This is a genomic window from Vreelandella zhaodongensis (assembly GCF_013415115.1).
Lineage (GTDB): Bacteria > Pseudomonadota > Gammaproteobacteria > Pseudomonadales > Halomonadaceae > Vreelandella > Vreelandella zhaodongensis.
Map to the genome: position 1 here is coordinate 697,603 of NZ_JACCDD010000001.1, position 25,193 is coordinate 722,795.

General features: G+C 52.1%; 24 protein-coding genes and 1 tRNA gene. 11 read left to right on the forward strand and 14 right to left on the reverse strand.

Features of this window, described 5'->3' with window-relative positions; translation table 11 throughout:
* Positions 1-25: 25 nt before the first annotated feature.
* Together HZS79_RS03135 and HZS79_RS03140 are read right to left on the reverse strand one after the other, a co-directional pair.
* Positions 26-331 carry a helix-turn-helix domain-containing protein gene (locus HZS79_RS03135; protein WP_162217302.1) on the reverse strand — a complete coding sequence of 102 codons (306 nt, stop codon included), beginning with the start codon at positions 329-331 and terminating at the stop codon, positions 26-28.
* Positions 328-1,674: a HipA domain-containing protein gene (locus tag HZS79_RS03140; RefSeq protein WP_179927010.1), complete on the reverse strand. Its 1,347-nt coding sequence runs from the start codon at positions 1,672-1,674 to the stop codon at positions 328-330. The genes HZS79_RS03135 and HZS79_RS03140 overlap by 4 nt, the downstream gene beginning before the upstream one ends.
* A 164-nt stretch (positions 1,675-1,838) precedes the next feature.
* Here HZS79_RS03140 and HZS79_RS03145 point away from each other — a divergent pair, with 164 nt between their 5' ends.
* The gene (locus tag HZS79_RS03145; RefSeq protein ID WP_162217301.1) at positions 1,839-2,150 is read left to right on the forward strand and encodes a hypothetical protein; all 312 of its coding nucleotides are present in this window, start codon (positions 1,839-1,841) and stop codon (positions 2,148-2,150) included.
* A gap of 173 nt (positions 2,151-2,323) precedes the next feature.
* On the opposite strand, the gene HZS79_RS03150 is transcribed toward HZS79_RS03145, so the two are convergent.
* Both HZS79_RS03150 and HZS79_RS03155 read right to left on the reverse strand, forming a co-directional pair.
* Positions 2,324-2,414: transfer RNA gene (locus HZS79_RS03150), tRNA-Ser, on the reverse strand.
* 58 nt (positions 2,415-2,472) lie between these two features.
* The gene (locus tag HZS79_RS03155) at positions 2,473-4,179 is read right to left on the reverse strand and encodes a potassium/proton antiporter (RefSeq protein ID WP_162217279.1); all 1,707 of its coding nucleotides are present in this window, start codon (positions 4,177-4,179) and stop codon (positions 2,473-2,475) included.
* A gap of 146 nt (positions 4,180-4,325) precedes the next feature.
* Here HZS79_RS03155 and HZS79_RS03160 point away from each other — a divergent pair, with 146 nt between their 5' ends.
* Together HZS79_RS03160 and HZS79_RS03165 are read left to right on the forward strand one after the other, a co-directional pair.
* Complete coding sequence (locus tag HZS79_RS03160) at positions 4,326-5,492, forward strand: ABC transporter substrate-binding protein (RefSeq protein ID WP_162217278.1); 1,167 nt, start codon at positions 4,326-4,328, stop codon at positions 5,490-5,492.
* A 69-nt stretch (positions 5,493-5,561) separates the two neighbouring features.
* Positions 5,562-6,947: an exonuclease domain-containing protein gene (locus HZS79_RS03165; RefSeq protein ID WP_179927011.1), complete on the forward strand. Its 1,386-nt coding sequence runs from the start codon at positions 5,562-5,564 to the stop codon at positions 6,945-6,947.
* Positions 6,948-6,978: 31 nt separating this feature from the next.
* Here HZS79_RS03165 and HZS79_RS03170 read toward each other — a convergent pair whose 3' ends face one another.
* The 3 genes from HZS79_RS03170 to HZS79_RS03180 all read right to left on the reverse strand — a co-directional run bounded on the left by HZS79_RS03170 (position 6,979) and on the right by HZS79_RS03180 (position 10,559).
* On the reverse strand, positions 6,979-7,785 hold the full coding sequence (locus HZS79_RS03170) for an alpha/beta fold hydrolase (protein ID WP_179927012.1): 807 nt from the start codon (positions 7,783-7,785) through the stop codon (positions 6,979-6,981).
* A gap of 29 nt (positions 7,786-7,814) precedes the next feature.
* On the reverse strand, positions 7,815-8,483 hold the full coding sequence (locus HZS79_RS03175; RefSeq protein WP_179927013.1) for a 7-cyano-7-deazaguanine/7-aminomethyl-7-deazaguanine transporter: 669 nt from the start codon (positions 8,481-8,483) through the stop codon (positions 7,815-7,817).
* Between the two features lie 159 nt (positions 8,484-8,642).
* On the reverse strand, positions 8,643-10,559 hold the full coding sequence (locus HZS79_RS03180; protein WP_179927014.1) for a propionyl-CoA synthetase: 1,917 nt from the start codon (positions 10,557-10,559) through the stop codon (positions 8,643-8,645).
* Between the two features lie 289 nt (positions 10,560-10,848).
* Between HZS79_RS03180 and HZS79_RS03185 the strand changes: the two genes are divergently transcribed.
* A complete protein-coding gene (locus HZS79_RS03185) occupies positions 10,849-11,169 on the forward strand; it encodes an ArsR/SmtB family transcription factor (RefSeq protein ID WP_162217273.1) in 321 nt (106 codons plus the stop codon).
* Between the two features lie 4 nt (positions 11,170-11,173).
* Here the strand turns inward: HZS79_RS03185 and sohB are convergent, their stop codons facing one another.
* Positions 11,174-12,220 carry a protease SohB gene (gene sohB / locus HZS79_RS03190; protein ID WP_162217272.1) on the reverse strand — a complete coding sequence of 349 codons (1,047 nt, stop codon included), beginning with the start codon at positions 12,218-12,220 and terminating at the stop codon, positions 11,174-11,176.
* 212 nt (positions 12,221-12,432) lie between these two features.
* On the opposite strand from sohB, the gene HZS79_RS03195 reads away from it, so the two are divergent.
* Positions 12,433-12,744, forward strand: coding sequence for an SCP2 sterol-binding domain-containing protein (locus HZS79_RS03195; RefSeq protein ID WP_162217271.1), 312 nt, complete (start codon positions 12,433-12,435; stop codon positions 12,742-12,744).
* A 24-nt stretch (positions 12,745-12,768) separates the two neighbouring features.
* Here HZS79_RS03195 and nudC read toward each other — a convergent pair whose 3' ends face one another.
* From nudC to HZS79_RS03215, 4 genes are read right to left on the reverse strand one after another with little or no spacing between them, the layout of a single operon-like run.
* Complete coding sequence (gene nudC / locus HZS79_RS03200) at positions 12,769-13,548, reverse strand: NAD(+) diphosphatase (RefSeq protein WP_162217270.1); 780 nt, start codon at positions 13,546-13,548, stop codon at positions 12,769-12,771.
* On the reverse strand, positions 13,541-14,293 hold the full coding sequence (gene dnaQ, locus HZS79_RS03205; RefSeq protein ID WP_162217269.1) for a DNA polymerase III subunit epsilon: 753 nt from the start codon (positions 14,291-14,293) through the stop codon (positions 13,541-13,543). The genes nudC and dnaQ overlap by 8 nt, the downstream gene beginning before the upstream one ends.
* Positions 14,281-14,760, reverse strand: coding sequence for a ribonuclease HI (gene rnhA, locus HZS79_RS03210; protein ID WP_162217268.1), 480 nt, complete (start codon positions 14,758-14,760; stop codon positions 14,281-14,283). The genes dnaQ and rnhA overlap by 13 nt, the downstream gene beginning before the upstream one ends.
* Positions 14,753-15,550, reverse strand: coding sequence for a class I SAM-dependent methyltransferase (locus HZS79_RS03215; RefSeq protein ID WP_162217267.1), 798 nt, complete (start codon positions 15,548-15,550; stop codon positions 14,753-14,755). Before HZS79_RS03215 ends, rnhA begins: the two co-directional genes overlap by 8 nt.
* Before the next feature lie 98 nt (positions 15,551-15,648).
* On the opposite strand from HZS79_RS03215, the gene gloB reads away from it, so the two are divergent.
* The 6 genes from gloB to HZS79_RS03245 all read left to right on the forward strand — a co-directional run bounded on the left by gloB (position 15,649) and on the right by HZS79_RS03245 (position 23,410).
* The gene (gene gloB / locus HZS79_RS03220; protein ID WP_162217266.1) at positions 15,649-16,416 is read left to right on the forward strand and encodes a hydroxyacylglutathione hydrolase; all 768 of its coding nucleotides are present in this window, start codon (positions 15,649-15,651) and stop codon (positions 16,414-16,416) included.
* A 29-nt stretch (positions 16,417-16,445) separates the two neighbouring features.
* Positions 16,446-17,654, forward strand: coding sequence for a transglycosylase SLT domain-containing protein (locus HZS79_RS03225; RefSeq protein WP_162217265.1), 1,209 nt, complete (start codon positions 16,446-16,448; stop codon positions 17,652-17,654).
* Positions 17,655-17,777: 123 nt separating this feature from the next.
* Positions 17,778-19,649 (forward strand): extracellular solute-binding protein, encoded by a 1,872-nt coding sequence (locus tag HZS79_RS03230; protein WP_179927015.1) that lies wholly within the window; start codon positions 17,778-17,780, stop codon positions 19,647-19,649.
* Between the two features lie 20 nt (positions 19,650-19,669).
* The gene (locus HZS79_RS03235; protein ID WP_162217263.1) at positions 19,670-20,743 is read left to right on the forward strand and encodes a microcin C ABC transporter permease YejB; all 1,074 of its coding nucleotides are present in this window, start codon (positions 19,670-19,672) and stop codon (positions 20,741-20,743) included.
* Between the two features lie 2 nt (positions 20,744-20,745).
* On the forward strand, positions 20,746-21,819 hold the full coding sequence (locus HZS79_RS03240) for an ABC transporter permease (RefSeq protein WP_162217262.1): 1,074 nt from the start codon (positions 20,746-20,748) through the stop codon (positions 21,817-21,819).
* A complete protein-coding gene (locus HZS79_RS03245; RefSeq protein ID WP_162217261.1) occupies positions 21,812-23,410 on the forward strand; it encodes an ABC transporter ATP-binding protein in 1,599 nt (532 codons plus the stop codon). The genes HZS79_RS03240 and HZS79_RS03245 overlap by 8 nt, the downstream gene beginning before the upstream one ends.
* A gap of 202 nt (positions 23,411-23,612) precedes the next feature.
* Here HZS79_RS03245 and HZS79_RS03250 read toward each other — a convergent pair whose 3' ends face one another.
* The gene (locus HZS79_RS03250; RefSeq protein WP_162217260.1) at positions 23,613-24,317 is read right to left on the reverse strand and encodes a pseudouridine synthase; all 705 of its coding nucleotides are present in this window, start codon (positions 24,315-24,317) and stop codon (positions 23,613-23,615) included.
* Positions 24,317-25,132 (reverse strand): amidohydrolase, encoded by an 816-nt coding sequence (locus HZS79_RS03255; RefSeq protein WP_162217259.1) that lies wholly within the window; start codon positions 25,130-25,132, stop codon positions 24,317-24,319. The genes HZS79_RS03250 and HZS79_RS03255 overlap by 1 nt, the downstream gene beginning before the upstream one ends.
* Positions 25,133-25,193 lie beyond the last annotated feature (61 nt).

Below are 25,193 nucleotides of genomic sequence, written 5' to 3' on the forward strand. Positions count from 1 at the left end.
AGCTCGTTGGTCGTGCCCACGAAAGCTACTCGGTGAACGTCAGTATCTGTTCCAACAGATCACGCTTGCGCGGCAACAAGCTCACTTCTAACCCTAGCGGCCGGAATACGCGGTTCTTCACCTCTAAAGTGACATTATTTTTATCTCCTTCCAGATCCGACAAGGTTCGACGACTAATGCCAACCAAGGCGGCATAGCGGGTCTGGTTCAGACCCAGCACATCACGACGCAGCGCACGCAACAGCTCTCCATCGGTGATTTCCCCCGCATAGAAGCGTTTCAATAGCACCACCAATGCCTCTTCGCGATCATCAGAATAGCGTCGTTTCATAGCAACCCCCAGCGTTTGAGTCGGGTATTAACAGTGCGTAGGCCAACTGCAGGCATATCAAGAATTCGGCTAGGAACCCCACGGGCAGCCAGACGCTCATCGACCCCTTCTAGTCTCAATGACAGCGCACGCAGCTCCTCCATTACTCGCTGTGGTTCGACGATATCTGCCAGCGTGTCAGCAATCGCAGGCCAATCGTACTCCCCGCCCACTTCCAGAGGCGCCCCCCATTGCGTCGTTCGCGTCACGCCTTCGGGGTCAGCCTTCATTGGCGCAAAATCATATACAGGGGCAAGCGCAATACCTTCGGGGCGCTTTAACAACGCCGTATTACGGCCATGATTATCAGAATTACCGAAGGCGATATTCAGCAAGTCACGCTTAATCCACTCCAGAACAAACACGTCGCTCTCGAACACGGCGCCTTGTTCTTGCACGCGATACTGAGCTTCCAGCAAGTTAATCAGCTGGCGAATTGTGTCACCGTGATGCAGAAAGCTGCCTGGCGCGGCCCCGACCAAGGAGTAGACCGACTCCAGGCCATAGCGGACCCAGCTGCCGTCAAGGTACTGCATATCGAAACGAGGCAACCACAGCGACGGGTAACGTTCACCTTCTACCAAACGCATCCGCTCAGTATCAATCGTGGTGACACCCAACGACGCAAGTTCCTGATAGTAGTGATATTCAGCGCGCAAGATGTCGCAATCGTCAGCTGAGCGTTTACCGCGCGGAAATTTCACCAACATCGGCAGGTCAGGTCGGTGATTTTCATCCTGCCAGGTATCGATCCAGACGTGGTCGTCGTTCGTCAATCTGAGCAGTAATTTTGGCGCTTCACCACCAGCGCCAGTGGCACCACCACTGGCCGCCCCCATCTGCTGGGCATACTCTAGAAAGTCCACCTGACGCTCTACAACGCTTTGCACAGGAAAGCGCCGCTCCTCTAAGACTTTCTTTGCGGAGAGATCAGGCACCGACTCTTTGACACGCAAGTTGCCGACCGGCGCGATAGTGCCACGCGCCAGTAATTCCGCATCCTGATGCCCAACTGGCAAATCGTGAAGCCCTAGATAATCCACCCAGAAGCGGCGGCTAGCCCCCGCTGGCATAATGTCTTCCAAGAAGCCGAACCAGTGTGGCGACTCATGGGTCAGCATTAACTCGATCGGTAACTGCATACTGCAGGCGTGCAGGTCGTCTTGAAATAACCACTCAACGGCATAGTCAGTCGTATAGCGCAGCCGAGACGCCCCCCGCGTACCCTGTTCAGGGTGAGGCAACGACAATTCAGCCGCATCATGCCAAGCTTGATCAAAATGAACCTGTATCGTCAATTTCAAGAGGCACCTATATCGAAAGCTACTGATGTGCAGTAAAGCACTCAAAAAATCCTGAATGAGTGAATTATGAGCAGTTTATCGCACACAATGATACACATGAAGAACTAATGAGCATTATAGCTCACAATTTCTTTTCCCCCACGAGTGCCGAGGTGGAGCCTAACGTGAATATTACCCATTTAGAGCATGTCTTTGTCGCGCTGCTGATTCAAATAGTCCTGCTTCCTTTTGCGAACGCGAGAGTAACCGGAGCCATTGCAGTTGCGATCTTATTAGGTCGTGAGATTGCGCAGCATGAATACAGGCTAGGAATTCAACGGGGCTGGGAATGGGGGGAAACATTACCGGTAGGCATGTTTGAAGGTGTCTGGCGTGGCTGGACGCTTGATTCCGTGCTAGACGTTCTGCTCCCCGCCCTGGCATGCACAATCGTCGCCACTGCGATCAAGGTCATAAAAGCGAAACGGAGAAACTAATTCCGCAATAGGTCTTCACTGAGAACAGGCAACCAAGAGGTGGTTGAACATACTCAGACACAATCTGGACACAGTGAAAGACCGGTGCAGTTAATAGAAGGCTTGCTTGGCAGGAAACGTAGAGTCTAGAAACGAAAAAAGCCCCTGACGAATCAGGGGCTTTTCGAGATAATTGGCGGAGGGACAGGGATTCGAACCCTGGATAGGCTATTAACCTATGCCGGTTTTCAAGACCGGTGCATTCAACCGCTCTGCCATCCCTCCGGCTTATGGGTGCGTATAATAACAGCTTTTCCTTGGAAGTCAACGCCTTTCAAGTTGTTTAGTAAAGTCTTAAACCAACGCGAGTGATGTTACCCCCTTCCATATCACTCACTACCCAGTGTATGCCGTGCCAGTCAACATCGTCACCTACAACAGGGTGGCCACCAACACGAAGCGAGACAAATTCTGCGAGGGTCATGTCTTGCTCACCTGGGCTTAGAGTTAATCCGTAGGCTTGGGCGATATCCTGCATCTGTGCGGTACCATCCAGCGTAAAGGTACCGAAGAACGCGCGTTCTTGTTTAAGCTTCGCATCTCCATTGAACAGGCGGTTAAGCGCAACAAGATCTTCGGTGCGGCCAATCACACAAATCACATCACCCAATTTCAGTCGTGTGCTCCCTTTGGGGTGGAGCATGGTGTGGTTACGAAATAGTGCCGAGATCAGTGCCCCTGAAGGGAAACGCAACAGCCGAATGGGTACGTCTTCAAGGTCTTCGTTTTCAACCACATAGACAAACATCTCAAAATCGTTCTCGGGTAATATGCCAAGCGGCCCTCGCCGGTTGGGTGTCGTGCCGATGGGAACCTCAACTTTTAGCCACCGAGCCATCAAAGTTAACGAGCCACCTTGAATAAGCAGCGACATCAGCACCACCGCGAACGCAATATTGAAGTAGAGCGATGCATTCTCTACGCCACCAATAAAAGGGAAAATGGCCAATACAATAGGTACCGCGCCCCGCAAACCCACCCAGGCAATAAAGATGGTTTCGCGCCAGCGAAACTTAAAAAACGGCTTGATGGTAATGAGCACCGCCAGTGGCCGCGCCACAAAAATGAGCGCTAGTGCAACAAGGCTCGCAGGGAGTGCCACGTCCCATAGCTGGCTTGGAGTAACAAGTAAGCCCAACACCAGGAACAAGCCAATCTGACTCAGCCACGCTAACCCATCGTGTACCGGAAGGATAAAGTTAAGGTGACGCCCTGGCTGGTTACCAATCATCAGCCCGGCTAAGTAAATCGCCAGGAAGCCGCTGCCGCCTAATACGCTGGTTAGCCCAAACACGCTGAACCCAAGCGCCAGCGCCAACATGGCGTATAGCCCAGGCGCTAAGTCTAACCAGCGTAGCAACTTAGCACTTAGCCAACCGCCCCCAAGGCCAACAATGATACCGATGCCAAATTGGGAAACAAAAAACAGCAATGTTTCTGAGGTGCCGCCAATGTCACCCACCAGCAACTCAACCAACATCAGAGTGAGAAAAATAGCCATCGGGTCGTTGGTACCCGACTCAATTTCTAACGTGGCACCAACCCGCTCGTTAAGGTTGACCCCGCGGCCACTGAGCATTGAAAAGACGGCGGCGGCATCGGTAGAGCCGACAATAGCTCCTACCAACAAGCCCTGTACCAGGGTGAGGTCAAACACCCACATGGCAATAACGCCAACAATCGCACTGGTGATGAAGACACCGAAGGTGGCCAGTGAGAGCGCTGGCCTGAAGCCGACACGAAAGGTTTTAAGACGAGTACGCAGGCCACCATCGAGGAGAATCATGGCAAGCGCTAGATGACCAATGGTGAACGCCATCGTGTAGTCATCAAACTCTAACCCTAGCAGCCCTTCTTCCCCCGCCAGCATGCCAAGGGCTAAAAAAATCAGCAGTATTGGCAAGCCAACCATTGATGACAGGCGACTCGCCAGTATGCTGAGCGCCATCAGGGAACCGCCTACTAAAAAGAACGTGTAAATTGCGTCCATGTGTCTCCGTCCACCATCAATGCCGTTCTATTATTACATGCCCCCGCTTAATTTACTGAGCTTGTTGGGCGCATCATGACTAGGGGCTAGCCAGGTGCTTCTCCTCACAGCTAAACTCCGCCGTCATACCATCTGGAGTTAAGGTTATGTTGAACGCTTTTTTGCGTGCTCGTTCATTAGTATCGCTCACATTGTTTGTTTTTTTATTATTTTTAATTTCAGCTAGTTATGCAGACGATGACAGCGAAACAGTTAGCAACAATGAGCCGCTTGTGCTGGAAAGCGACGTCAAGCTCCCCACAGGCTTGTGGCCAACCGTTGAGCACGAATTACCAGAGGAAGCGCCCGAAGAGGCCCCTAGCATGGCGCTTACGCCTCCACCACCGCTAGATCCGCCGCCCTTAAAACAACTGTCTCTGATGCTCGATTGGTACATCAGCCCTCAACACGCCGCGTTGATTGTCGCGAAGCAGCGTGGCCTATTCGCAGCCCAAGGACTTGAGCTTGACGTATTAACCCCGGCTGATCCATCCATTGCGATTAAGTTACTCGCTGCAGGCGAAGTCGATCTCGCATTGACACGTCAGCCGCTACTGCACTTACACGCCCACGATGGCGCCTCAGTTACACGCATTGGCACTCTGGTTGAGACGCCTCTCAACGCAGTGATTGTGGCAGGCAATGCCCCACCAAATGACACGCCCCATCAGCTTGCCGATTTGCATTACGGCTTTTCCACTCGCGAAGGCAGAGATGTATTAATTGAACAGCTGCTCCCTAACTCCGTGCGCCAAATTGATGATTTCACCCCACCAGAGAGTGTTCATTTTGACGCGGCCAGCGCCTTGCGAGAAGGCCGGGTTGATGCAATTGCTGATGGTTTTTTTCACACCCTGCCTCAACAGCTAGCTGCCGATGGCGTTATCACTCATACCGTGCGTTACCACGATATCGACATGCCCCGCCATGATGGGCTGATTTTATTGGCCAACAGCGATGCAATGTCTCGGCGCGCGGCGACCTGGTCACGGGTATTAATTGCGCTAGAAGAAGCCAGCAACTGGATTATTGAAAACCCTGAAGCGGCGTGGTCGCTACTCATCAGCGCCCACCCAATCCTCGACAATAGCGTTAATGAGCGCGCCTGGGGTGACCTATTACGACGCATTGCGATTAGCCCAGCAGCACTGGATGCCCGACGTTACGCGGCATTTGAAAGCTATCTGCGAGAGTCGGGCATTACCGAAACAGTGCTGCCTGTCTCTCGTTTAGCCGTTAACCCTCATACACTGATTGATAAATCGCGGGAATAAATAATTTACAGGCATCGTATGACAGTTGAGTTAGCCCTATAAGTAAGCCCTAAAAAACGCCGGAGCATCATGAGCGACACGCCGTTAATTTTTATTGATGTCGAGACCACAGGCACCCGCGCAACACGTGACCGCATTACCGAAATTGCTGCATTAAAGGTAGTGAACGGTCACGTAACGGATCGTTGGATCAGTATGATTAATCCCGGCACCTGCGTGCCCTCCCACATCAGCCAGCTCACCGGCATTTATGATGACATGCTGATCGATGCCCCCGCTTTCGCCACCATTGCGCACGCGTTGCGCGAATGGCTGGGTGATGCCTGCCTTGTCGCCCACAACGCGCGCTTTGACGCCAGCTTTCTGCGTAATGAATTTAAGCGCATAGACATGACTTACCAACCGCGGCTTCTCTGCACCCTGCGCTTGTCACGGCGTTTGATGCCTGAGCTGCCCAAGCACAACCTGAGCGCCTTGTTAGCACACTTCAGCCTTCAACGTTTGCGCCAGCACCGTGCAGAAGATGATGCCGCGGCACTTTGGCAACTGTGGCAGGCTTGGCAGCGTCAATATGACGAGGCTACCTGGCAGGCAGCCCTTGCTGATGAACAGCGCCATAGAAGCCTACCTGCCCACTTAAGCAGCAAACAGCTAGCGGGGCTGCCCGCTTCACCCGGTGTTTATCTGTTTTATGGCCATAACCGCCTACCGCTTTATGTGGGCAAAAGCATCAATTTGCGCAGTCGTGTGCTGGGCCACTTTCAGCGCGACCACCAAGATGACAAAGAGATGCGCCTTGCCCAACAAATACAGCATATTGAGTGGGAAGAAACGGCTGGCGACCTAAGCGCCCAGCTTAGAGAAGCCCAGCTGGTCAAAGAGCTAATGCCGATTATGAACCGTCAACTACGCCGTCAAGGCCAGTTAAAAACCTGGTATTGGCCATCAGGTCAGCGCTATCCCACCTTGGTAAGCGGCAGTGTCATTAGCCAGCCGCAGCTGGGTAAGCTTTTTGGGCTGTTTCACAGCGCCAAACAGGCAAAAGACACATTGCGCAGCATTGCTGAAGCACACCAGCTTTGCCCCCAAGTACTCGGCCTGGAAAAAGGAACAGGACGCTGTTTTGCCAATCAGCTAGGCAAGTGCCGAGGCGTTTGTTGTGGGAAAGAGCCTATGGATGCTCATACTCAACGCGCCCAGCAGGCGCTGGCCACATTGCAAGTCAGTTCATGGCCCTGGCAGGGGCGGATCATTATCCGTGAGAAAAGCCGTAAAAACGGCCCGACCAGCCATCATGTGGTCGATCACTGGTGCTATTTAGGCTGCGCCACGACCAAACAGCGCGCCCTGGGATTGAAGGGAGATGCCCCCAAATTTGATGTGGATACCTATCGTATCCTCAACCGCTTTTTACGTGAGCCTGAGCGGCATAACCTCACGGTGTCGCCGCTCTAGCATTACCATCCACCCACTCAACCAGCGCCCACTACGACTGTGCGGCAATGAACGCATCAATGGCTTGCTGAAACGCCTCCGGTTGGTCAGCGTGAAGCCAGTGTCCGGCGTTTTTAAGCGTCACGATCCTGGCTTTGGGCAACACCTCGCGTAGCGCTGGCAGCATGTCATCGGCAACGTAGTTCGAGTCAGCCCCTTTAAGCACCAGCGTCGGCCCATCAAAAGCACGATCACCATCGGGCTTACCAATAATCGTCTCGTAACCACGTTGAATTTCATCCAACCCAACGCGCACCTCCATCTCACCTTGCTCATTGCGCACTAAATTAGTGGCCAAAAACAACCGCGTGGGGCGAAAGTCAACGTGCTCAGCCAATAAGGCATCTGCTTCACGACGGTTAGTGGGTTTACCCGCCCTTACCCGTTCAAGTGCTGCAAATACATCGTCATGACCATGCTGATAAGCAACCGGAGCGATATCCGCTACCATTAGCGACGCACAACGCTCAGGAGTCTGACACGCTAGCGTAATAGCCACTTTCCCCCCCATAGAGTGGCCTAAAATATGGGCCCGCTCGACCCCAAGCTTATCAAGTGCTACCAGCACGTCTTGGCTCATGGCGGTATAACTCATACCTTCCACATGCGGCGAGCGGCCATGGTTGCGGAGATCAACGGCTATGACACGCCGACGACGCTGCCATACCTTTAAGTGCGAGCGCCAGTTATCGGCACTACCTAGCAAGCCATGGATCACAACCAGGGGGAGCTGGTCGTCGCTGCACGTCTCGGCAGGTAAATCGATGACATGCAGATCAACACTGGTAGATTCAGTCATGCTGGCTCCTTAGCCGTTATACTCAGCCGTTATACGGTTCGAGGTGATGTGTCGGCTTGTCCTGTCCACACCACCAAACGACGCGTTAACCACGCTAGCAGAAGGCCGTATAGAGGTAGGAAGAACAGCAAGCTGATGCCTAACTTAATGACATAATCGACAGCGGCAATCTCTACCCAGTGCTCCGCCATAAAGGCATCTGGGCTGTTATAAAAGGCAGCCGAGAAGAAGGTGAAGGTGTCCGCTAAATTACCTAATACCGTAGAACAAACTGGAGCAACCCACCAAGCCCATTGGCGCAGTCGATCAAACACTTGCACATCTAGCAGCTGCCCCAACACGTAGGCAAGAAAACTGGCTAGGGCAATACGGGCGACAAATAAATTCCACTCACCTAATGCCTCTATACCCGCGAAGCTACCGCGCGGGAAAACCACCGACACGACATAGGAAACCACCAAGGCAGGAAACATAACGCGCAAAATAATCGTACGCGCAGGCCCCTTACCAAACAACCGAACGGTTAAATCAGTCGCCAGGAAGATAAATGGAAAGCTAAACGCCCCCCACGTTGTATGAAACCCAAATAAGGTAAACGGAAGCTGAACCAGGTAGTTACTGGCAGCAATTATACCAATATGAAACGCGACCATTACCAGAAGGCAACGGCGGTGCTGTGTGTCGGTGAGTGCAAACATGCAGGTTGGCCTTTTTTTGCAAGTCCGAGGGGTTAGGGAACCCTCATAAAAGCGCGGTTAACGCTACTGGGCCGCGCATTATACGCCTTCCGTATCGTAATTAAAGTCGCCCTCCTGCCTGGGCGACTTTATTCACCGCGAACGCCACAATGATTTAACTTAATCGTCTAGCGATTTAGCTTGGTCAGCCGCCCCAATAGAGCGCTCGCGCATCGCTGCATGCACATCTTCAAGACTAGTCGGGTCATCGATGGTTGAGGGAATACCGAAGGATTTACCGTCAGCAATATTACGTAGCAACTTACGCAATATTTTACCTGAGCGGGTTTTCGGCAACCGGTTCACCACCAACACCTGCTTAAAGCAAGCAATCGGCCCAATATGCTCGCGAACACGGTTAATTAACTCCTCCTCCAGCGTTACCTCGTCGCCATCGAAGCCATCTTTGGTGATTACCAACCCGATGGGCAGCTGACCTTTCAGCTCGTCGTGAATACCAATGACGGCACACTCTGCCACCGCTGGGTGTGCGCCGACGATTTCTTCCATTTCACCGGTAGAGAGGCGATGTCCGGCGACGTTGATCACGTCATCGGTTCTGCCCATGATGAATAAATAGCCATCTTCATCGAAATAGCCACCATCACCGGTGAGGTAATAGCCCGGGAAAGCGGCCATATAAGCGCTATGAAAACGCTGGGGATCACGCCAAATACCGGTTAGGCACCCCGGAGGTAGCGGCTGCTTTATCACCACACTGCCTTGCTGCATCGCGGGGGTTTCTTCGCCATCGCGATCTAAAATTTGCACGTTAAATCCAGGCACAGGAAATGTCGCAGAGCCCGCTTTTGTTTCAGCAGGTTCAATGCCAGGCAAGTTAGCCGCAATGGGCCAGCCAGTTTCTGTTTGCCACCAGTGATCAATCACCGGTACATCCAGCAGGTCATCAAGCCAATGAAACGTCGGTGGGTCTAAGCGTTCCCCCGCTACGTACAGATGCTTAAGGCTGCTAATGTCATAGTTCGACAGCAGCTTGGCATCTGGGTCTTCTTTTTTGATCGCCCGAAAGGCGGTCGGCGCAGTGAAAAAGCTTTTCACTTTGTACTCTTCAATCAGTCGCCAAAAGCTGCCTGCATCTGGCGTTCTCACTGGTTTACCTTCGTACACTATCGTTGTGCACCCTCTCAACAACGGTGCATACACGATATAGGAATGCCCTACCACCCACCCCACATCCGAAGCGGTTAACATCACATCGCCTGGATTCAACGCATAAATAGCATCCATTGAGTAAGCCAGTGCAACAGCATAGCCGCCGGTATCGCGCATAACCCCCTTGGGCTTACCCGTCGTTCCAGAGGTGTAGAGCACGTAAAGTGGATCTGTTCCTTTAACCGGAACGCAGTCAGCAAAGGGAGCACCTGCCACCAGCGACTGCCAGTCGTGATCTCCTTCTTTGAGTTCTGCGCGGTGCGCCTCACGCTGAAAAACAACGCAAGCATCCGGTTTGAAACTGCTTTGAGAAATGGCTTGATCTACAATCGGCTTGTAAGGCAACACTTTATCGACTTCGACACCGCAGGAAGCGGCAATGACTACTTTGGGTTCCGCATCCTCAATGCGCACAGCAAGCTCGTGGGGAGCAAATCCCCCAAAAACCACCGAATGAACGGCGCCTAGCCGGGCGCAGGCATACATGGCAATCAATGCCTCCGGCACCATCGGCATGTAAATGACCACTCGGTCACCTTTCGTCACGCCTAAACGTGCAAGACCGCCTGCAAAATGGGCAACGCGATCACGCAACTCTTGATAAGTGATGGTTTGCTTGGACTGGGTAACCGGCGAATCCCAGAAAATGGCAGGCTGCTCTCCGCGCCCCTGCTTCACATGATAGTCGATTGCCGCGTAACAGATATTTAGTTCGCCATCACTAAACCAACGTGCATGTTGTTGATCATCATACGAAAGAATCGTCGAAGGAGGCGTGTACCAAGGGATACGCGCGGCCTGCTCGGCCCAGAAGGTTTCGGGGTGTTCGACGGACTGCTGATAGATGTTCTGATATAGGCTCATGGTGAGCTTGCCTTTATGGTGTCAAAGAAATTTATAAATTGTTGACACTCTATAAAGTAATAGCGCTTTTCACCCTCATACTATGGGATAAATCTCGACTAAAGCGGTATGCAGCCCGCAACATTGTCGACAAAGCCAAGCCAAAAACTACCATTGATAGAGCGTTAAACCAGTATTTGGACAAAGCCCGCTAAATTAAAGATCATTCAATAAACTGATCCTCGCGACGCGACGATGCCTAAATAACCTATAACAACGCTGTCATAACAGTGAAGGCAAGGAGATCCCCATGTCTGCTTCTACTAGCGCCGCTGCCCGCCTGCTGGAACATAACTGCCACGCCATTGAGGCAGGTACAAACCTGCTGAAAGCGCTGGCAAACGAAAAACGCTTACAGATACTCTGTCTATTAGCTGAGAAAGAGCTTTCCGTAACCCAAATTAACCAGCAATTGGAACTTAGCCAGTCCGCTCTTTCTCAGCACCTTGCTATTCTGCGCCGTGATCAGCTAGTGGACACTCGACGCGAATCGCAAACTATCTACTATTCATTAAGCAGTGATAGCGCCAAAGCAATTATTGACACTCTGGCGAACCATTACACCACCTAACCGACTAACGACGCTGCCAGCCGGCCGCCTCAACTAAGCCAAGCCCTTTGATAACGGCTTGCTCGATACCCGCCGACACGGCCAAGCCTACTTTACGGCTAAGGGTTTTCGGCGGTTCAAGCTTAACGTGGTACACCTGTGCTGAAGCCATGCGCTCTACCAGATACGCTTCACTGGTGCCTACGCTGTCCGTCAGCTTCTTCTCTAGCGCTTCACTACCGTACCAAATTTCACCCGTCGCTAATTCATCAATGTCCATGTCAGGACGATGCTGCGAGACGTACTCTTTAAACAAACGGTGGGTGTTTTCCAGATCATCAATGAATTTTTCACGACCTTCTTCGGTATTTTCCCCCAGCACGGTTAGCGTGCGTTTGTATTTACCTGCCGTCAGTAGCTCAACATCGATATCGTTGCGCTTTAGCAAGCGATGAATATTGGGCACTTGAGCAACAACTCCAATAGAGCCAATGACGGCAAATGGCGCCGCCTTAATGTGGTTCGCCGTGCACGCCATCATATAGCCACCACTCGCCGCTACCTTGTCGATACACACGGTTGTGTTTAACCCGGCAGCTTGAAGGCGATCTAGCTGCGCTGCCGCTAAACCATAGGAATGAACCAGCCCACCTGCCGACTCTAGCCGCACGACAACTTCATCTTCAGCCGACGCCACGTCAATAATGGCAGAGACCTCCTGGGCAAACTGCTCGGTTTGCGAGGCTTTCAGGTCACCATGAAAATCCAACACCCACACCTTCTGCGCGTTCTGAAGCTCCCCCTTGCCTTGCTTAGCCGCTTTTTGTTTGGCCTTTTCCTCTTGGCGAAACGCTTTTACCAGCTTTTTCCGGGCTCCAGGTGACGTCGTATTAACCCGCAGCCTACGGTTTCTCAGGCGGCGCTCATCGTTTATCGATTCAATATGCAGTTTCAGACCATCGTCGCTGCTCTCTTTACTGCGCACCACTAGCAGTAAAACGCCTCCCACAATGACCATCACGAGAATTGTCTGAAGCAAAAACGTGCCCATCTCAGCAATCCATTCACCCATGTGTGCTCTCCTTACTGTGTTCCTGAATTCAGGTTTAAACGTTTAAGTTGCTTAGCTTTTTTGCTTTGCGGCCCGTATATGAAACGTGGATCACCAATGAAGCTTGATTAAAACAATTGTTTGAAATAGTCTCACCCATAGCAGTGAATTATTCACCTACCGCCTTTTTACACAAACCTGATCAACAACCTAACCGTACTTGGAAATTTATTATGTCATCGAACACGCTAGAAAAGTTGCAGTCTCGCTTTGACCCAGACGCCGCAGCAGGCATGAATGAAGTGTTTCAATTCCACTTTTCAGATGCGGGAAACCACTATTTAGACATTCAGGATGGAACCCTGAATGTCCATGAAGGTGAGCACGATGACCCTTCTGTTAGCTTGAGTATGAGCACTGATACGCTGAAAGGCATCATGAGTGGCGATGTCAACGGCATGACAGCTTTTATGACGGGTAAGCTAAAAGCAACGGGTAACGTCATGCTGGCCACCAAACTGACCAGCCTGTTCCCTAACAAATAGTATCGCTTGTTGCGCATTTTTAGGCTAACGCCAACGGGCAAGATGCGTTTCAATAAGCTCTCGTGAAATAGAGTATGGCGGCGGCAGCGAGGGTAGCTGCCGCGGCGAAAACCATGCGGCATCGCTAATTTCCACACCATCAATATGAATGCGGCGCGTCGTCGCTTCAGCAAAAAAACCAAACATTAGCGAATGTGGAAATGGCCACGCTTGGCTTTGATGGTAACGCAAATTTTTCACATGCACGCCCACTTCCTCGTATACCTCACGATGCACGGCTTCTTCTGCAGACTCACCAGGCTCAATAAAGCCCGCCAGGGTCGAGTATCGGCCAGGCGGAAAACGCGGGCTTCGAGCCAACAGCATCGCTTCACCACTGGTCACCAGCGTGATGATGCAGGGCGAAATACGCGGGTAATTACGATGCCCACAGGCATGACAGTGCATGGCAAATTCAGCTTCAAGCTTCGTTGCTTTCTCGCCACAGCGACCACAGAAACGATGATTTTCCAGCCAAGCACCTACCTGCAGTGCCGTAGAAAGTAGACTGAACCACGAAGCAGGCAGCTCTCCTAACCACTGGCGACCATCAATCCAACTCTCCTCTGGCTTACTCTCCACTGAGAGCGCTACTGGCTCGTCATTCCAATAGCACAACGGCTGCATCCGCTCATCCCAGGGCTGAGTCGGCTGTAACGGCGTTAACTCATCGCTATCAGCCAGCGGTGCTGGCGCCAAGTGGCTGCGGGACACACGGATAACTCGACCTTCTCGTGCATGATGGGGTATTTCACGTCTAAGCATCGGTACGATTACCTTCAGACCGGTCACCCTCAAACCAACGTAACTGATGTGCTTGGCATTTCGCCTGGTGTGCTGCGCGCTCCTCGGCACTTGGCTGAACCACCCTCAGCTGGCCTGGGGTTAGCGACAAACGCTGCACTGACAAACCCTCGCTTGCTTGATTATTTTGCTGTTTACCAGAGGACGCGTCCGAATCAAGCGTCAGTGCTGTTTGTCCACCGGTCATGGCCAGATAGACATCCGCCAAGATTTCAGCGTCAAGTAATGCGCCGTGGAGTACGCGATGACCATTATCAATATCATAGCGTTTGCAAAGCGCATCGAGATTATTACGCTGGCCCGGGTGTATTTCACGCGCCATTACCAGCGTATCAAGAATGCGGCAATGCTCTCGGACAGGGCCTAACACTGGCGATTTACGATGCCGGTTTAGCATTGTCAGCTCGTGATCAATAAACCCCACATCGAAAGGGGCGTTATGAATCACTAGCTCGGCGCCGTCTATAAATGCCCAAAAGTCATCCGCGATATCGGCAAATACTGGCTCATTAGCCACCTTTGCATTGTCGATCCCGTGAACAGCCACCACCTCAGCATCAATGTGTCGCTCAGGATTGATATATTGATGATAGGAGCGACCCGTAAAACGCCGGTTGATCATTTCGACAGCACCAATCTCAACTAATCGATGACCATCTTTAGGATCTATACCGGTCGTTTCCGTATCCAAGATTACTTGGCGCATGCTGCTCTCCTATCGTGCTCATCAATGGCTTCGTTCGCTAAGGCATCAGCGCGCTCATTACCAGGATGGCCGCTATGCCCTTTTACCCAATGCCACTCGACTTGGTGACGCTGAGTCTCTTCATGGAGGGTTTTCCAAAGTTCCGCGTTTTTTACGGGCTGTTTGGCAGCCGTTTTCCAGCCACGCTTGATCCAATTATGAATCCACTGGGTAATTCCTTGGCGTACATATTGTGAGTCAGTCCAAAGCGCCACCTCACAAGGTTTATTCAGCGTACGCAATGCCATAATCGCCGCCATTAATTCCATGCGATTATTGGTCGTCTCGTCCTCATAACCTTTTAACTCTTTTTCATGCTGCCCACTTAAGAGCAACACTCCCCACCCTCCTGGACCAGGGTTTCCTCGACAGGCTCCATCGGTATACACCGTGACACGGGGCAACCCGTCGACTATTTGCTTACTCACTTTCACTATCCTTCTTTAGACGGCTTTGTCCTGACGAGTAACGCGCAGAGGCACCGGATCGTGTGGCACCAAGGGAAGAGGTCGATGCTGGGGCACGTAGCCCGAACTTTAAGCGCTCGACCGGGGCATGGCGCTGACGGCGCTGCGCCTGAATCATGTAGCTTTCGCCCAAGGGCAAATTATGCCTGCGTCCCAACGCTTCCCAGCGCTCGCCGCAGGTAGTACTCATTGGCCCTCGAAAACAGCAATAGTCTACGCGTTCTACTTCAAAATCGACAAATGCCAGCCAGTCGCGCAGCCGGTTCACTGTTCGCCACTGTCCACACCAAGGAAACTGGGCCTTTTGCTTACGCCAACGCTGAGTGAGGCCATTGAGGCCAATAGGGTTAAAGCCAAAAAGCACTAACACACCGGTATCCGACAATACTCGAGTGGCTTCTTGCAGCGTATGGTGAGCCTCTGGCAAGTGCTCTAACCAATGGTGAATAACCACAGCGTCGAGACAACGATCGGGCAACGCAAACTGATCTGGCGGGCACACCAACGAAGAATCAGACATGGCCATCGCTCTGTTCGGTGACCAGTGAATGACGTGTGGTATCGCTGACATCGTCATTAAAGCTGGCCCCATACTCATCTCTAGGCTGTGCCGCCCTTTTCGCCCCTCAACAACAGGCCCCAGGCACGCGCGCTGGGTTTCCCATAGCGAACGGCCTGCCTCTGTTCGCCAGTAGGCCTGACCCTCTTCCATACGCTGGGCAAAGCTGGTAGCCATTGGTGAATTTGACATGAACAGCGCTTCCCTCCAGAGTAACGTGTTTTTAACATCTTGTGTGTCAGCGACTGCCGTACCTGCAAGCATCATTTCGAACTTAAAGGATCTCGCCCATGATGAGCGTGACACCGATTCCCGCACTAAGCGACAACTACATTTGGCTCTTAAGACAAGACACAAGTCAAAGTGTTTGCGTAGTGGACCCCGGCGAAGCGGCGCCCGTGATTGAACTTCTGGAGCGTGAATCCTTAACACTAGACACAATTATCATCACCCATCATCACCACGATCATACCGGCGGGCTGTCCGAGCTAGTTAAACGCTATTCACCAAGAGTGGTTGGGCCAGCCAACACGGCCATTGAAGGAATAAACGAGCCCGTAGAGCATGGTGATGAAGTACGCATTATGGGTCGCTTGTTCAGCGTCATCGCTACCCCCGGACACACCCTAGACCACGTGAGCTACTTCACTCCTGGCATTCCACCGCTTCTGTTTTGCGGTGATACAATGTTTTGCGGCGGATGTGGCCGGCTGTTTGAGGGCACACCTGAACAAATGCAGGTATCGCTTCAAACATTGGCGGAACTTCCTGAAGATACGCTGGTCTTTGCAGCGCATGAATATACGCAGGCAAATCTTATATTTGCACGTGCTGCAGACCCTGACAATGAAGATGTAAGGTACGCATTGCAGGAGTGTGAAAAGGCTAGGGCACTTAACCGGCCGACATTACCCAGCACGATAGGACGCGAGCTGAAAATCAACCCCTATCTCCGCGTGGGCACCAATAGCGTGCGCCAAGCCGTTGGAAACCAAGGGGCGAATGATAACGACCTCGCTACGTTTACCACTCTACGAGAGTGGAAGAACCGTTTTTAAAAACGCTATCGAATAGAAACGAACTGACTATGACTTATCGAACGATTCGCCAGCGCTTATTATTGAGCGCTGGCAGTACGGTTGTTATGAGCCTTTTTTTAGCCGCAGCGGCCAGCTCTCAAGCATCAACAAACGATGCGAACCACGTCAATGCAGCTGCTGACACTGCACGTGCATCGGCCAAACCGACCCCGCTTTCTCAGTCTCATCACTACTTCTGGGATGCACTAGATTTAGAGCCCCAGGATGCTTGGAGCTCACTGCGCGCCAGCTTTCAATGGCAAGATAAAAACCTGTCACCTGACGCTCAGGCACGCGTAGACAAGTGGATTGAACACTACCGCTCCAGCCCGGAAAACATTGCGGCAATCACCGAGCGCGCAACTCCTTGGCTTGCCTGGATCAGCCAACAAATCAACGAGCGTGGCTTGCCAGGTGAAATTGCTCTGATTCCGTTTGTTGAGAGCTCATTTGATCCAAGCGCGCGCAGCCACCGTGGTGCCGCTGGGTTGTGGCAGTTTATGCCCGGCACAGGGGATGCACTAGGCTTGGTTCGCAACAGTGACTACGATGGTCGACTAGATGTAGTAACGTCTACTGAGGCAGCGCTCGACTATCTAGAGATGCAGGCTGAAGAGTGGTATGAAGGCGATCTAATGCTGTCATTAGCAGCCTATAATGCGGGCGCTGGTACCGTTAATCGTGCCCAGCGACAAGCGCAGAGCCAAGGACTTTCAGGCGATTATTGGGCACTATCACTACCCAATGAAACCATGCAATATGTTCCCAAACTAAAAGCCATTGCGACGATCATTAACGATCCAGAGCAGTATGGTGTCAGCCTGCCAGAGATCCATCCTGAACCCGCTTTCGCTAAGGTTCAGCTAGCCCAACCGGTTAGCCTTACCCAAGCATCTCAATTACTCAACGTTAGCCAATCTGCCCTATCCGAGCTAAACCCAGGTCTGCTCAATGGTAGCCTTGACCCACGTAGTGCACAGACATTATTGGTGCCTGAAGAAGTTGATACCCAGGTGTTAGCTCAGCTGTCGCAACCCAGTGATACCACCCTTGCGTCTTCTGCTACCCAGGATACTCATCGCGTTGAAAGTGGCGATAGCTTATCGGCGATAGCCGCGCGTTATAATGTCAATCAACAAGATTTGATCAGGTGGAATGCTATCGAGCGTCCTGAATCACTTCAGCCAGGCCAGCTGCTAACCCTTACTGAACGTTAAGATGTAACGTTGAGATAGCTGGAGGCTAACGGGCTTTGTTATCTGGGGTTGCTCAGGATTTGCTACTTAGGCTTTGTTACTTGGGCTTTATTATATAGTCTTTGTTACTACAGGAAGTTATCAATGCCGCCCTGCACGTTGTTTGCCAAGACGCTACTATTTACCTGCAGCCTGCTATTTTGTGTGTCGCTACTTGCGGACAACACGCAGCAATACAGCGCAAAACCAGTTGAAACAGTGCACGGACTATCACTTTATGATAGCCCCGAGCTGCCCGATGGCTTTCCCTACTTCCCTCATGTCAACCCTCTCGCACCCAAGGGCGGCACTATTACCCACACTGCGGTGGGAGGTAGTTTCGACTCGACGAACCCCTTTATTATTCGCGGCACACCGGTCACCGGCATTTCGAGAATTTATGACAGTTTGATGGCCAGCAACCCAGGCGAACCCTTTAGCCTTTATGGCTTGCTCGCTCACGGCGTTCGGCTAGATCCCAATCGAGAATGGATAGAGTTTGACCTTCGCCCCGAGGCGCGTTTTCAAGACGGCGAACCGGTCACCGCCTATGATGTAGTATTTTCGCTAAACTTGCTGCGCGAAGAAGGCAACCCTTTTTACGCGAGCTACTACTCAGGCGTAGAGAAAGTAACCGCCTTAAACGAGCACCAAGTACGCTTTGATTTCAACGATACGGAATCACGGGAACTGCCGTTAATCGTGGCACAGCTGCCCATCCTTCCGCGCCATTACTGGGAGCCGCGTGACTTCACTGCTCCAACGCTTAACGCGCATCCCGGGTCCGGGCCTTACCGCATCAGCGAGGTAGATCCAGGACGACGTATTGTCTACCAACGTGATGAGAACTACTGGGGCAAAGACCTTCCGGTCAATATTGGACGCTATAATATTGATCGCATCGTGTATGAGTACTACCGAGATCGCGATATTGCATGGGAAGCGTTTAAAGCGGGCCTCACCGATTTCAGGACTGACGCTCGGGCTGCCACATGGGCTATTGGCTACGACTTCCCTGCCTACCGAGATGGCTTGGTTAAACGGCTTACTGTGCCTGACGTCAACCCCTCTATGATGCAGGCATTTGTCTTCAATCTGCGCAAAGAAAAATTTCAGGATCCGCGCGTCCGCGAAGCATTGAGCCTTGCGTTCGACTTCCCGTGGCTGAATACCAATATTTTTTATGACGCCTACCGAAGAACCGAAAGCTTCTTTCAAAACTCGGACATGGAGGCCGTAGGACTACCATCAGAAGCAGAGCTTGAACTACTGGAACCCTTCCGAGACGAACTGCTCGCCTCTCATCATTCAGAGCGGCTGTTTACCGACCCTTTGCCGATTGACCACCCGACAGATCTGCGTGAGCGGCTTCGGCTCGCGCTCGATCTGTTACGGGAAGCAGGCTATGAAGTCGAAAACGGCACGCTGATTAATCAAGAAACCGGCCAACCCCTTAGTGTGGAAGTGTTGCTATACGATTCAGGTTTGGAGCGGGTTGTACAACCCATGCTACGCAACATGGCTCGCTTGGGCGTGCAAACATCGTTGCGTATTGTAGATATTAACCAGTTCCTAAACCGGCAGCGCAGCTACGATTACGACATGGTTATCAGCCACTTCCCCCAATCAAATAATCCCGGCAATGAACAGCGAGACTTCTGGACCAGCGCCGCCGCTGAAGCCCCCCAGAGCCGAAACCGCATGGCGCTTGCACATCCTGCCGTTGATGAACTTGTCGAACAGCTTATTCGTGCTGGTGATCGTGAAACGCTAGACACTACCGCCCAGGCGCTTGATCGAGTGCTGCGCTGGGGGTTCTATGTTATTCCTCATTACCATTCCGGCGAAACGCGAATCGCCGTATGGGACAAGTTTGGCTACCCAGAGCCCTTCCCCAAGTACGCGATGGACTTAGATGCTTGGTGGGTAGATACCGAACGTGAAGCAGCATTGCAGCGTCGTAACCGCCGTCGCTGAACCTGTTTAAGGAGTTCTCTGTGGCTCGTTATACCCTACGCCGACTGCTGCTAATGATACCGACCCTGTTCGGCATCATGCTGCTTAATTTCATGATTGTTCAAGCTGCACCCGGAGGGCCCATTGACCAAATGCTGGCCCGCTTTGAGGGTGCCGATGCGATGGCGAGCACACGCTTGGATATGGGCGGTGCTGATGTGCAGGTCAGCGATGATTCCCGGGGGGCTCGTGGGATCGATCCGCGTTTTATCGAGCAACTAGAGCAACAATTCGGCTTTGATAAACCGGCCCATGAACGCTTTATTGGCATGATGACGGACTACCTTACCTTCGATTTTGGCACCAGCTTTTTTCGAGACCGTCCTGTGATTGAGCTGATGATTGAGCGATTGCCGGTATCTATTTCACTTGGGCTATGGACCACGCTGCTGGTTTACCTCATTTCTATTCCCTTAGGAATTCGCAAAGCCGTGCGCCATGGATCGCGCTTTGATGTCTGGTCGTCAGGGCTGGTAATTGTTGGCTATGCAATCCCCGGCTTTTTATTCGCTATTCTTCTGATCGTTGTGTTCGCGGGAGGCACTTATTTAGACTGGTTCCCGCTGCGAGGCTTAACCTCACCCGACTTTGACGAATTAACAACCTGGGGAAAAATTAAAGACTATTTTTGGCATATCACCTTACCAGTATTGGCGGCTGCTATTGGCAGCTTCGCTACACTTACAATGCTGACCAAAAACAGTTTCCTAGATGAAATACACAAACAGTACGTGCTAACAGCAAGAGCCAAAGGCGCTGATGAACAGCGGATACTGTATGGTCACGTTTTTCGCAACGCCATGTTGATTATTATTGCGGGTCTACCATCTGCCTTGATTGGCATCTTTTTTACCGGTGCGCTGCTGATCGAGGTGATTTTCTCTCTGGATGGGCTTGGCTTACTTGGCTTTGAGGCGGTCATGCAGCGAGATTACCCAGTTATTTTTGGAACGCTGTTTTTGTATACCGTGATCGGCCTGCTGCTGAAACTGATATCTGACTTGACCTATGTGTGGGTTGATCCCCGCATTGACTTTGCTTCGAGGGAGTCGTGAACATGCTTTTTTTAACATCACGCCTCTCTCCCATTACATTGCGTCGTCTAGCCGCCTTCAAAGCGAATCGACGAGCTCGAGTTTCGCTGTGGTTATTCAGCGTACTGTTTATTACCAGCTTGTTCGCTGAACTGATCGCCAACGACAAACCCATCGTGATGCAATACGACGGGCAGTGGTATATCCCCTTACTGGTGGATTATCCAGAAACTGAGTTTGGTGGTTTTCTACCGACACGCACTGACTACTTAGATCCTTTTATTCAGCAGCAAATCAGCGATAACGGCTGGGCACTCTGGCCGATTATTCCCTTCTCCTACCAAACGCTCGATATGCAAATGACCCAGCCTTCCCCTGCACCACCGGATAGCCGTCACTGGCTGGGCACTGATGACCAGGGACGAGATGTCTTGGCACGGGTCATTTATGGATTCCGGCTTTCCGTGGCATTTGCTTTGGTATTAACCACCGGCTCTCTAGTGTTAGGTGTATTTGTTGGCGGTATACAGGGCTACTTTGGAGGCAAAGTGGATTTGATTGGGCAGCGGGTAACTGAAATCTGGTCAGGGCTACCGGTGCTGTTTCTGCTGATTATATTGGCTAGCTTTGTTCAGCCGGGTTTTTGGTGGCTATTGGGAATTATGCTGCTATTTTCCTGGCTGGGGTTGGTCGATATTGTACGTGCTGAGTTTTTACGTGCACGCAATCTGGAGTATGTCCGTGCTGCCAAGGCCATGGGACTCCCCTCGCGGTTAATTATGTGGCGGCATGTTCTACCTAACGCCATGGTAGCCACCCTGACTTTTATCCCCTTCCTATTCACAGGTGCCATTGGCACCCTCACCGCGCTGGACTTTTTAGGCTTTGGGCTTCCACCTGGTGCGCCCTCACTTGGTGAACTCGCAGCGCAGGGAAAAAACAACCTGCACGCCCCATGGTTGGGTATCACCGCCTTTATGACCCTAGCCATTATGCTCTCACTGCTGGTGTTTATTGGTGAAGGGCTGCGTGATGCCTTCGACCCGCGACATGTGAAGCAGCATCAATCACCTGCCCAGGAAACCAAGCATGCCTAATCCAGCAACCAATGCCAGGCCACTATTGCGCCTCAACGAGTTCACGGTTGCCTTTGATGGCAAGGTGGTTGTCGATAGGCTTTCGCTCATCGTCAATGCCGGTGAAACACTCGCTATTGTCGGTGAATCCGGCTCAGGCAAGTCTGTCTCAGCGTTGGGTGCCATTGACCTGCTGCCAAGCAACGCAACCGTCAGCGGAGAACGCTGGCTGGAAGAGACAAACCTTGACCAGCTTGCCAAAGGCGACTGGAACAGTGTGCGCGGCAATCGCGTGGGGTTTATCTTTCAGGAACCGATGACCTCGCTGAATCCGCTGCACCGTATCGGCAAGCAAATTGGTGAAACCTTACGCTTACACCAGGGGCTTAGCGGACAGGCGGCACGCACCAGAGCTAAAGCATTACTAGAGCAAGTTAAGCTGCCACGACCCGATGAATTATTGGATGCATGGCCTCACCAGCTATCAGGAGGCCAGCGCCAGCGGGTAATGATCGCCATGGCCATTGCCAACAATCCCGCACTTCTGATTGCCGATGAGCCCACTACCGCCCTCGATGTGACAGTGCAACAAGACATCCTGGCGCTACTGAAAGAGCTACGTGATCATTACGGGATGGGCGTTCTATTCATCAGCCATGATTTAAATTTAGTCCGCCGCCACGCTGATCGCGTGTGCGTGATGTATCAAGGAAAAGTACAAGAAGCGGGAAGCATTGCTGATGTCTTTCACAACCCCCAAAGCGATTACACCAAAGCACTTTTGGCGGCAGAACCGGAAGGCCGGCCTGCTGCGCCTACTGACACCACGCCATTACTGACGGCACGCAAGCTGAGTGTCAGCTTTAAACGCCCTAAAAGCGGCCTTTTTAAACGCCAGCCGCCCGCTTTTGAAGCGTTAAAAGCCACTGACTTGAGCATCGCGCCTGGCGAAACACTGGGCATTGTTGGAGAGTCTGGTTCAGGCAAGACCACCCTTGCCTCGGCGATCATGCGTTTGGTGCCTAGCCTGGGAGACGTCACGCTAGGTGATGCGACGTTAAGCCAGCTCACAGGCGATGCACTACGTCGCCAACGGCATCGACTTCAAATGGTCTTCCAGGATCCTTACGGTGCACTCTCGCCGCGCATGCCCGTCTTTGACATTATCAGCGAAGGCTTGTGCTTCCATTACCCCAAGCTTACGCCCGAGGAAATCACCAAGCGGGTGCATCAAACGCTGCTGGAAGTCGGTTTACCTGAAAGCTGCGCTGCCCGCTATCCCCATGAGTTTTCTGGTGGTCAGCGCCAGCGTATTGCCGTGGCGCGAGCTATTATTTTAGAACCTGAACTGCTAGTACTCGATGAACCCACCTCCGCACTTGACCGAACCGTACAAAAACAGCTGGTGACACTGCTGCGTGAGCTTCAGGCACGCCGCCAATTAAGCTACCTATTCATTAGCCATGACCTTGCTGTCGTTCGTGCTATGGCGCATCGAGTGATGGTGTTAAAAGACGGAGAGGTTGTCGAACAAGGGGATTGTCTTGAGGTACTGTCCACCCCTCAACATAGCTATACCAAAGCGCTAATAGAAGCTGCTCATTTGCACTGATTCTATGTCTGCACTGACCTTATGTTTGCACTGACCCTGTGATTAACATTGACGCTAGCCGCGGCACTGTTGGTCGGTGAGTGCAAATATAAACCAAAGCAAGATAACGGTATAAATTTCAGTCTAAACGTAGCTCTACCCCGATAAGACAGTGGTACGCCTTATCGGGTATGAAATCGATCAACGCTGAGGCTACTTAAGGTTAGAAGCTGGCGACCTCGCTGGGCGTTAGCTCTCGCCACTCGCCCGGTGCTAAATCATCCGGTAATGCGACGCCACCAATTGAGTGGCGATGTAGCGAATTCACGTGATTACCTAAGGCGACAAACATGCGCTTCACCTGATGGTAACGCCCCTCGGTAATGGTCAGTTCAGCTTGCAAGGGGGTAATAAAGCGCAGCGTAGCGGGCTGGGTGGGTGTCTCTTCACCGTCTAGCATAATACCTTCCGCCGCCTGATTAACTGCCCACTGCGCAGCCTCACCCTCCATGGGCTCTGCCAACTGTGCGATATAGACCTTGGCACAGCGATGGCGTGGGGAGGTGACACGGTGAGACCACTGACCATCATCGGTGAGCAATAGCAAACCAGTGGTATCGACATCGAGCCGCCCTACTGGCTGCAGTCGCTCCGCTTTGGGGAGGTCAATTAAGTCAACAACACGCGGGTAAAGCCCGCGTCGAGCAGTACACTCAACATCCACTGGCTTATGCATCATCAGGTAACGCAGCCCGACTAGCACCAGCGTTTCCCCATTAAGTTTTACCTCATCTTGCTGGGTATCAACGTGAATAGATGACTGCTTAATTGGCTCGCCGTTGAGGGTTACCTCACCATTTTTCAGCGCACGCTTTGCCAGGCTGCGCGTTAACGGGGTTGTTTCACTAAGAAAGCGATCAAGGCGCATTATTGGCCCACTCCTGGCAGCAGCTTAAAGCGGTCGGCATCTTGCCAGGCAGGAAATTTTTCACGAAAAGCATCTAGGTCCGTTTTATCTAGCGTCCCCGTTTCAATAAACGAGGCATTTGCGGGATGGTCGATCAGCGGTTCCCCTTTGAAATCGACCAGCATGGAATCGCCACTATAGGCGAGCCCTTTGGCATCTTCACCGACGCGATTTACGCCTACAACGTAGGCTAGGTTTTCCACCGCGCGCGCCTGTAAAAGCGTACGCCATGGGTGCCGCCGGGGTGCAGGCCAGTTGGCCACACACAGCGCCGCATCATACTCGAAATGTTCGCCCTCTGCTGGCTGTTGGCGCATCCATACTGGAAAGCGCAAGTCGTAACAAACGCTTAGCAACAGTTTGAAGCCCTTTAGCTCAACAATTTGGCGGTTGTTTCCCATACCATAACGTTCATGCTCACCGGCCATGCGAAACAAGTGCCGCTTGTCGTAATGACGTAGCGTTCCATCCGGCATCGCCCATATCATACGGTTGAAGTACTCGCCTTGATCAACAATTGCCACGCTGCCAGTCATGGTACAACCACGCGCAGTAGCCTGGTCTTGTAACCATGCAACACTTTGGCTTTCTGCCATTGGCTGAGCCATTTCCCGTGAATTCATAGTAAAGCCGGTAGCAAACATTTCTGGCAATACAATCAGGTCGGTATCGCGACTATCTAAATCACCTAGTAATTTTTCGAGATGCGCGTGGTTAGCCTGGGGGTCTTCCCAGCGTAAATCGCACTGCACCAAACTCGTTTTCAGTTGGCTCATGCCACGTCTCCTTTGCATCAGTGTGTTCGTCGTTTATGTGCTAGATTAGCATTTTAAATTA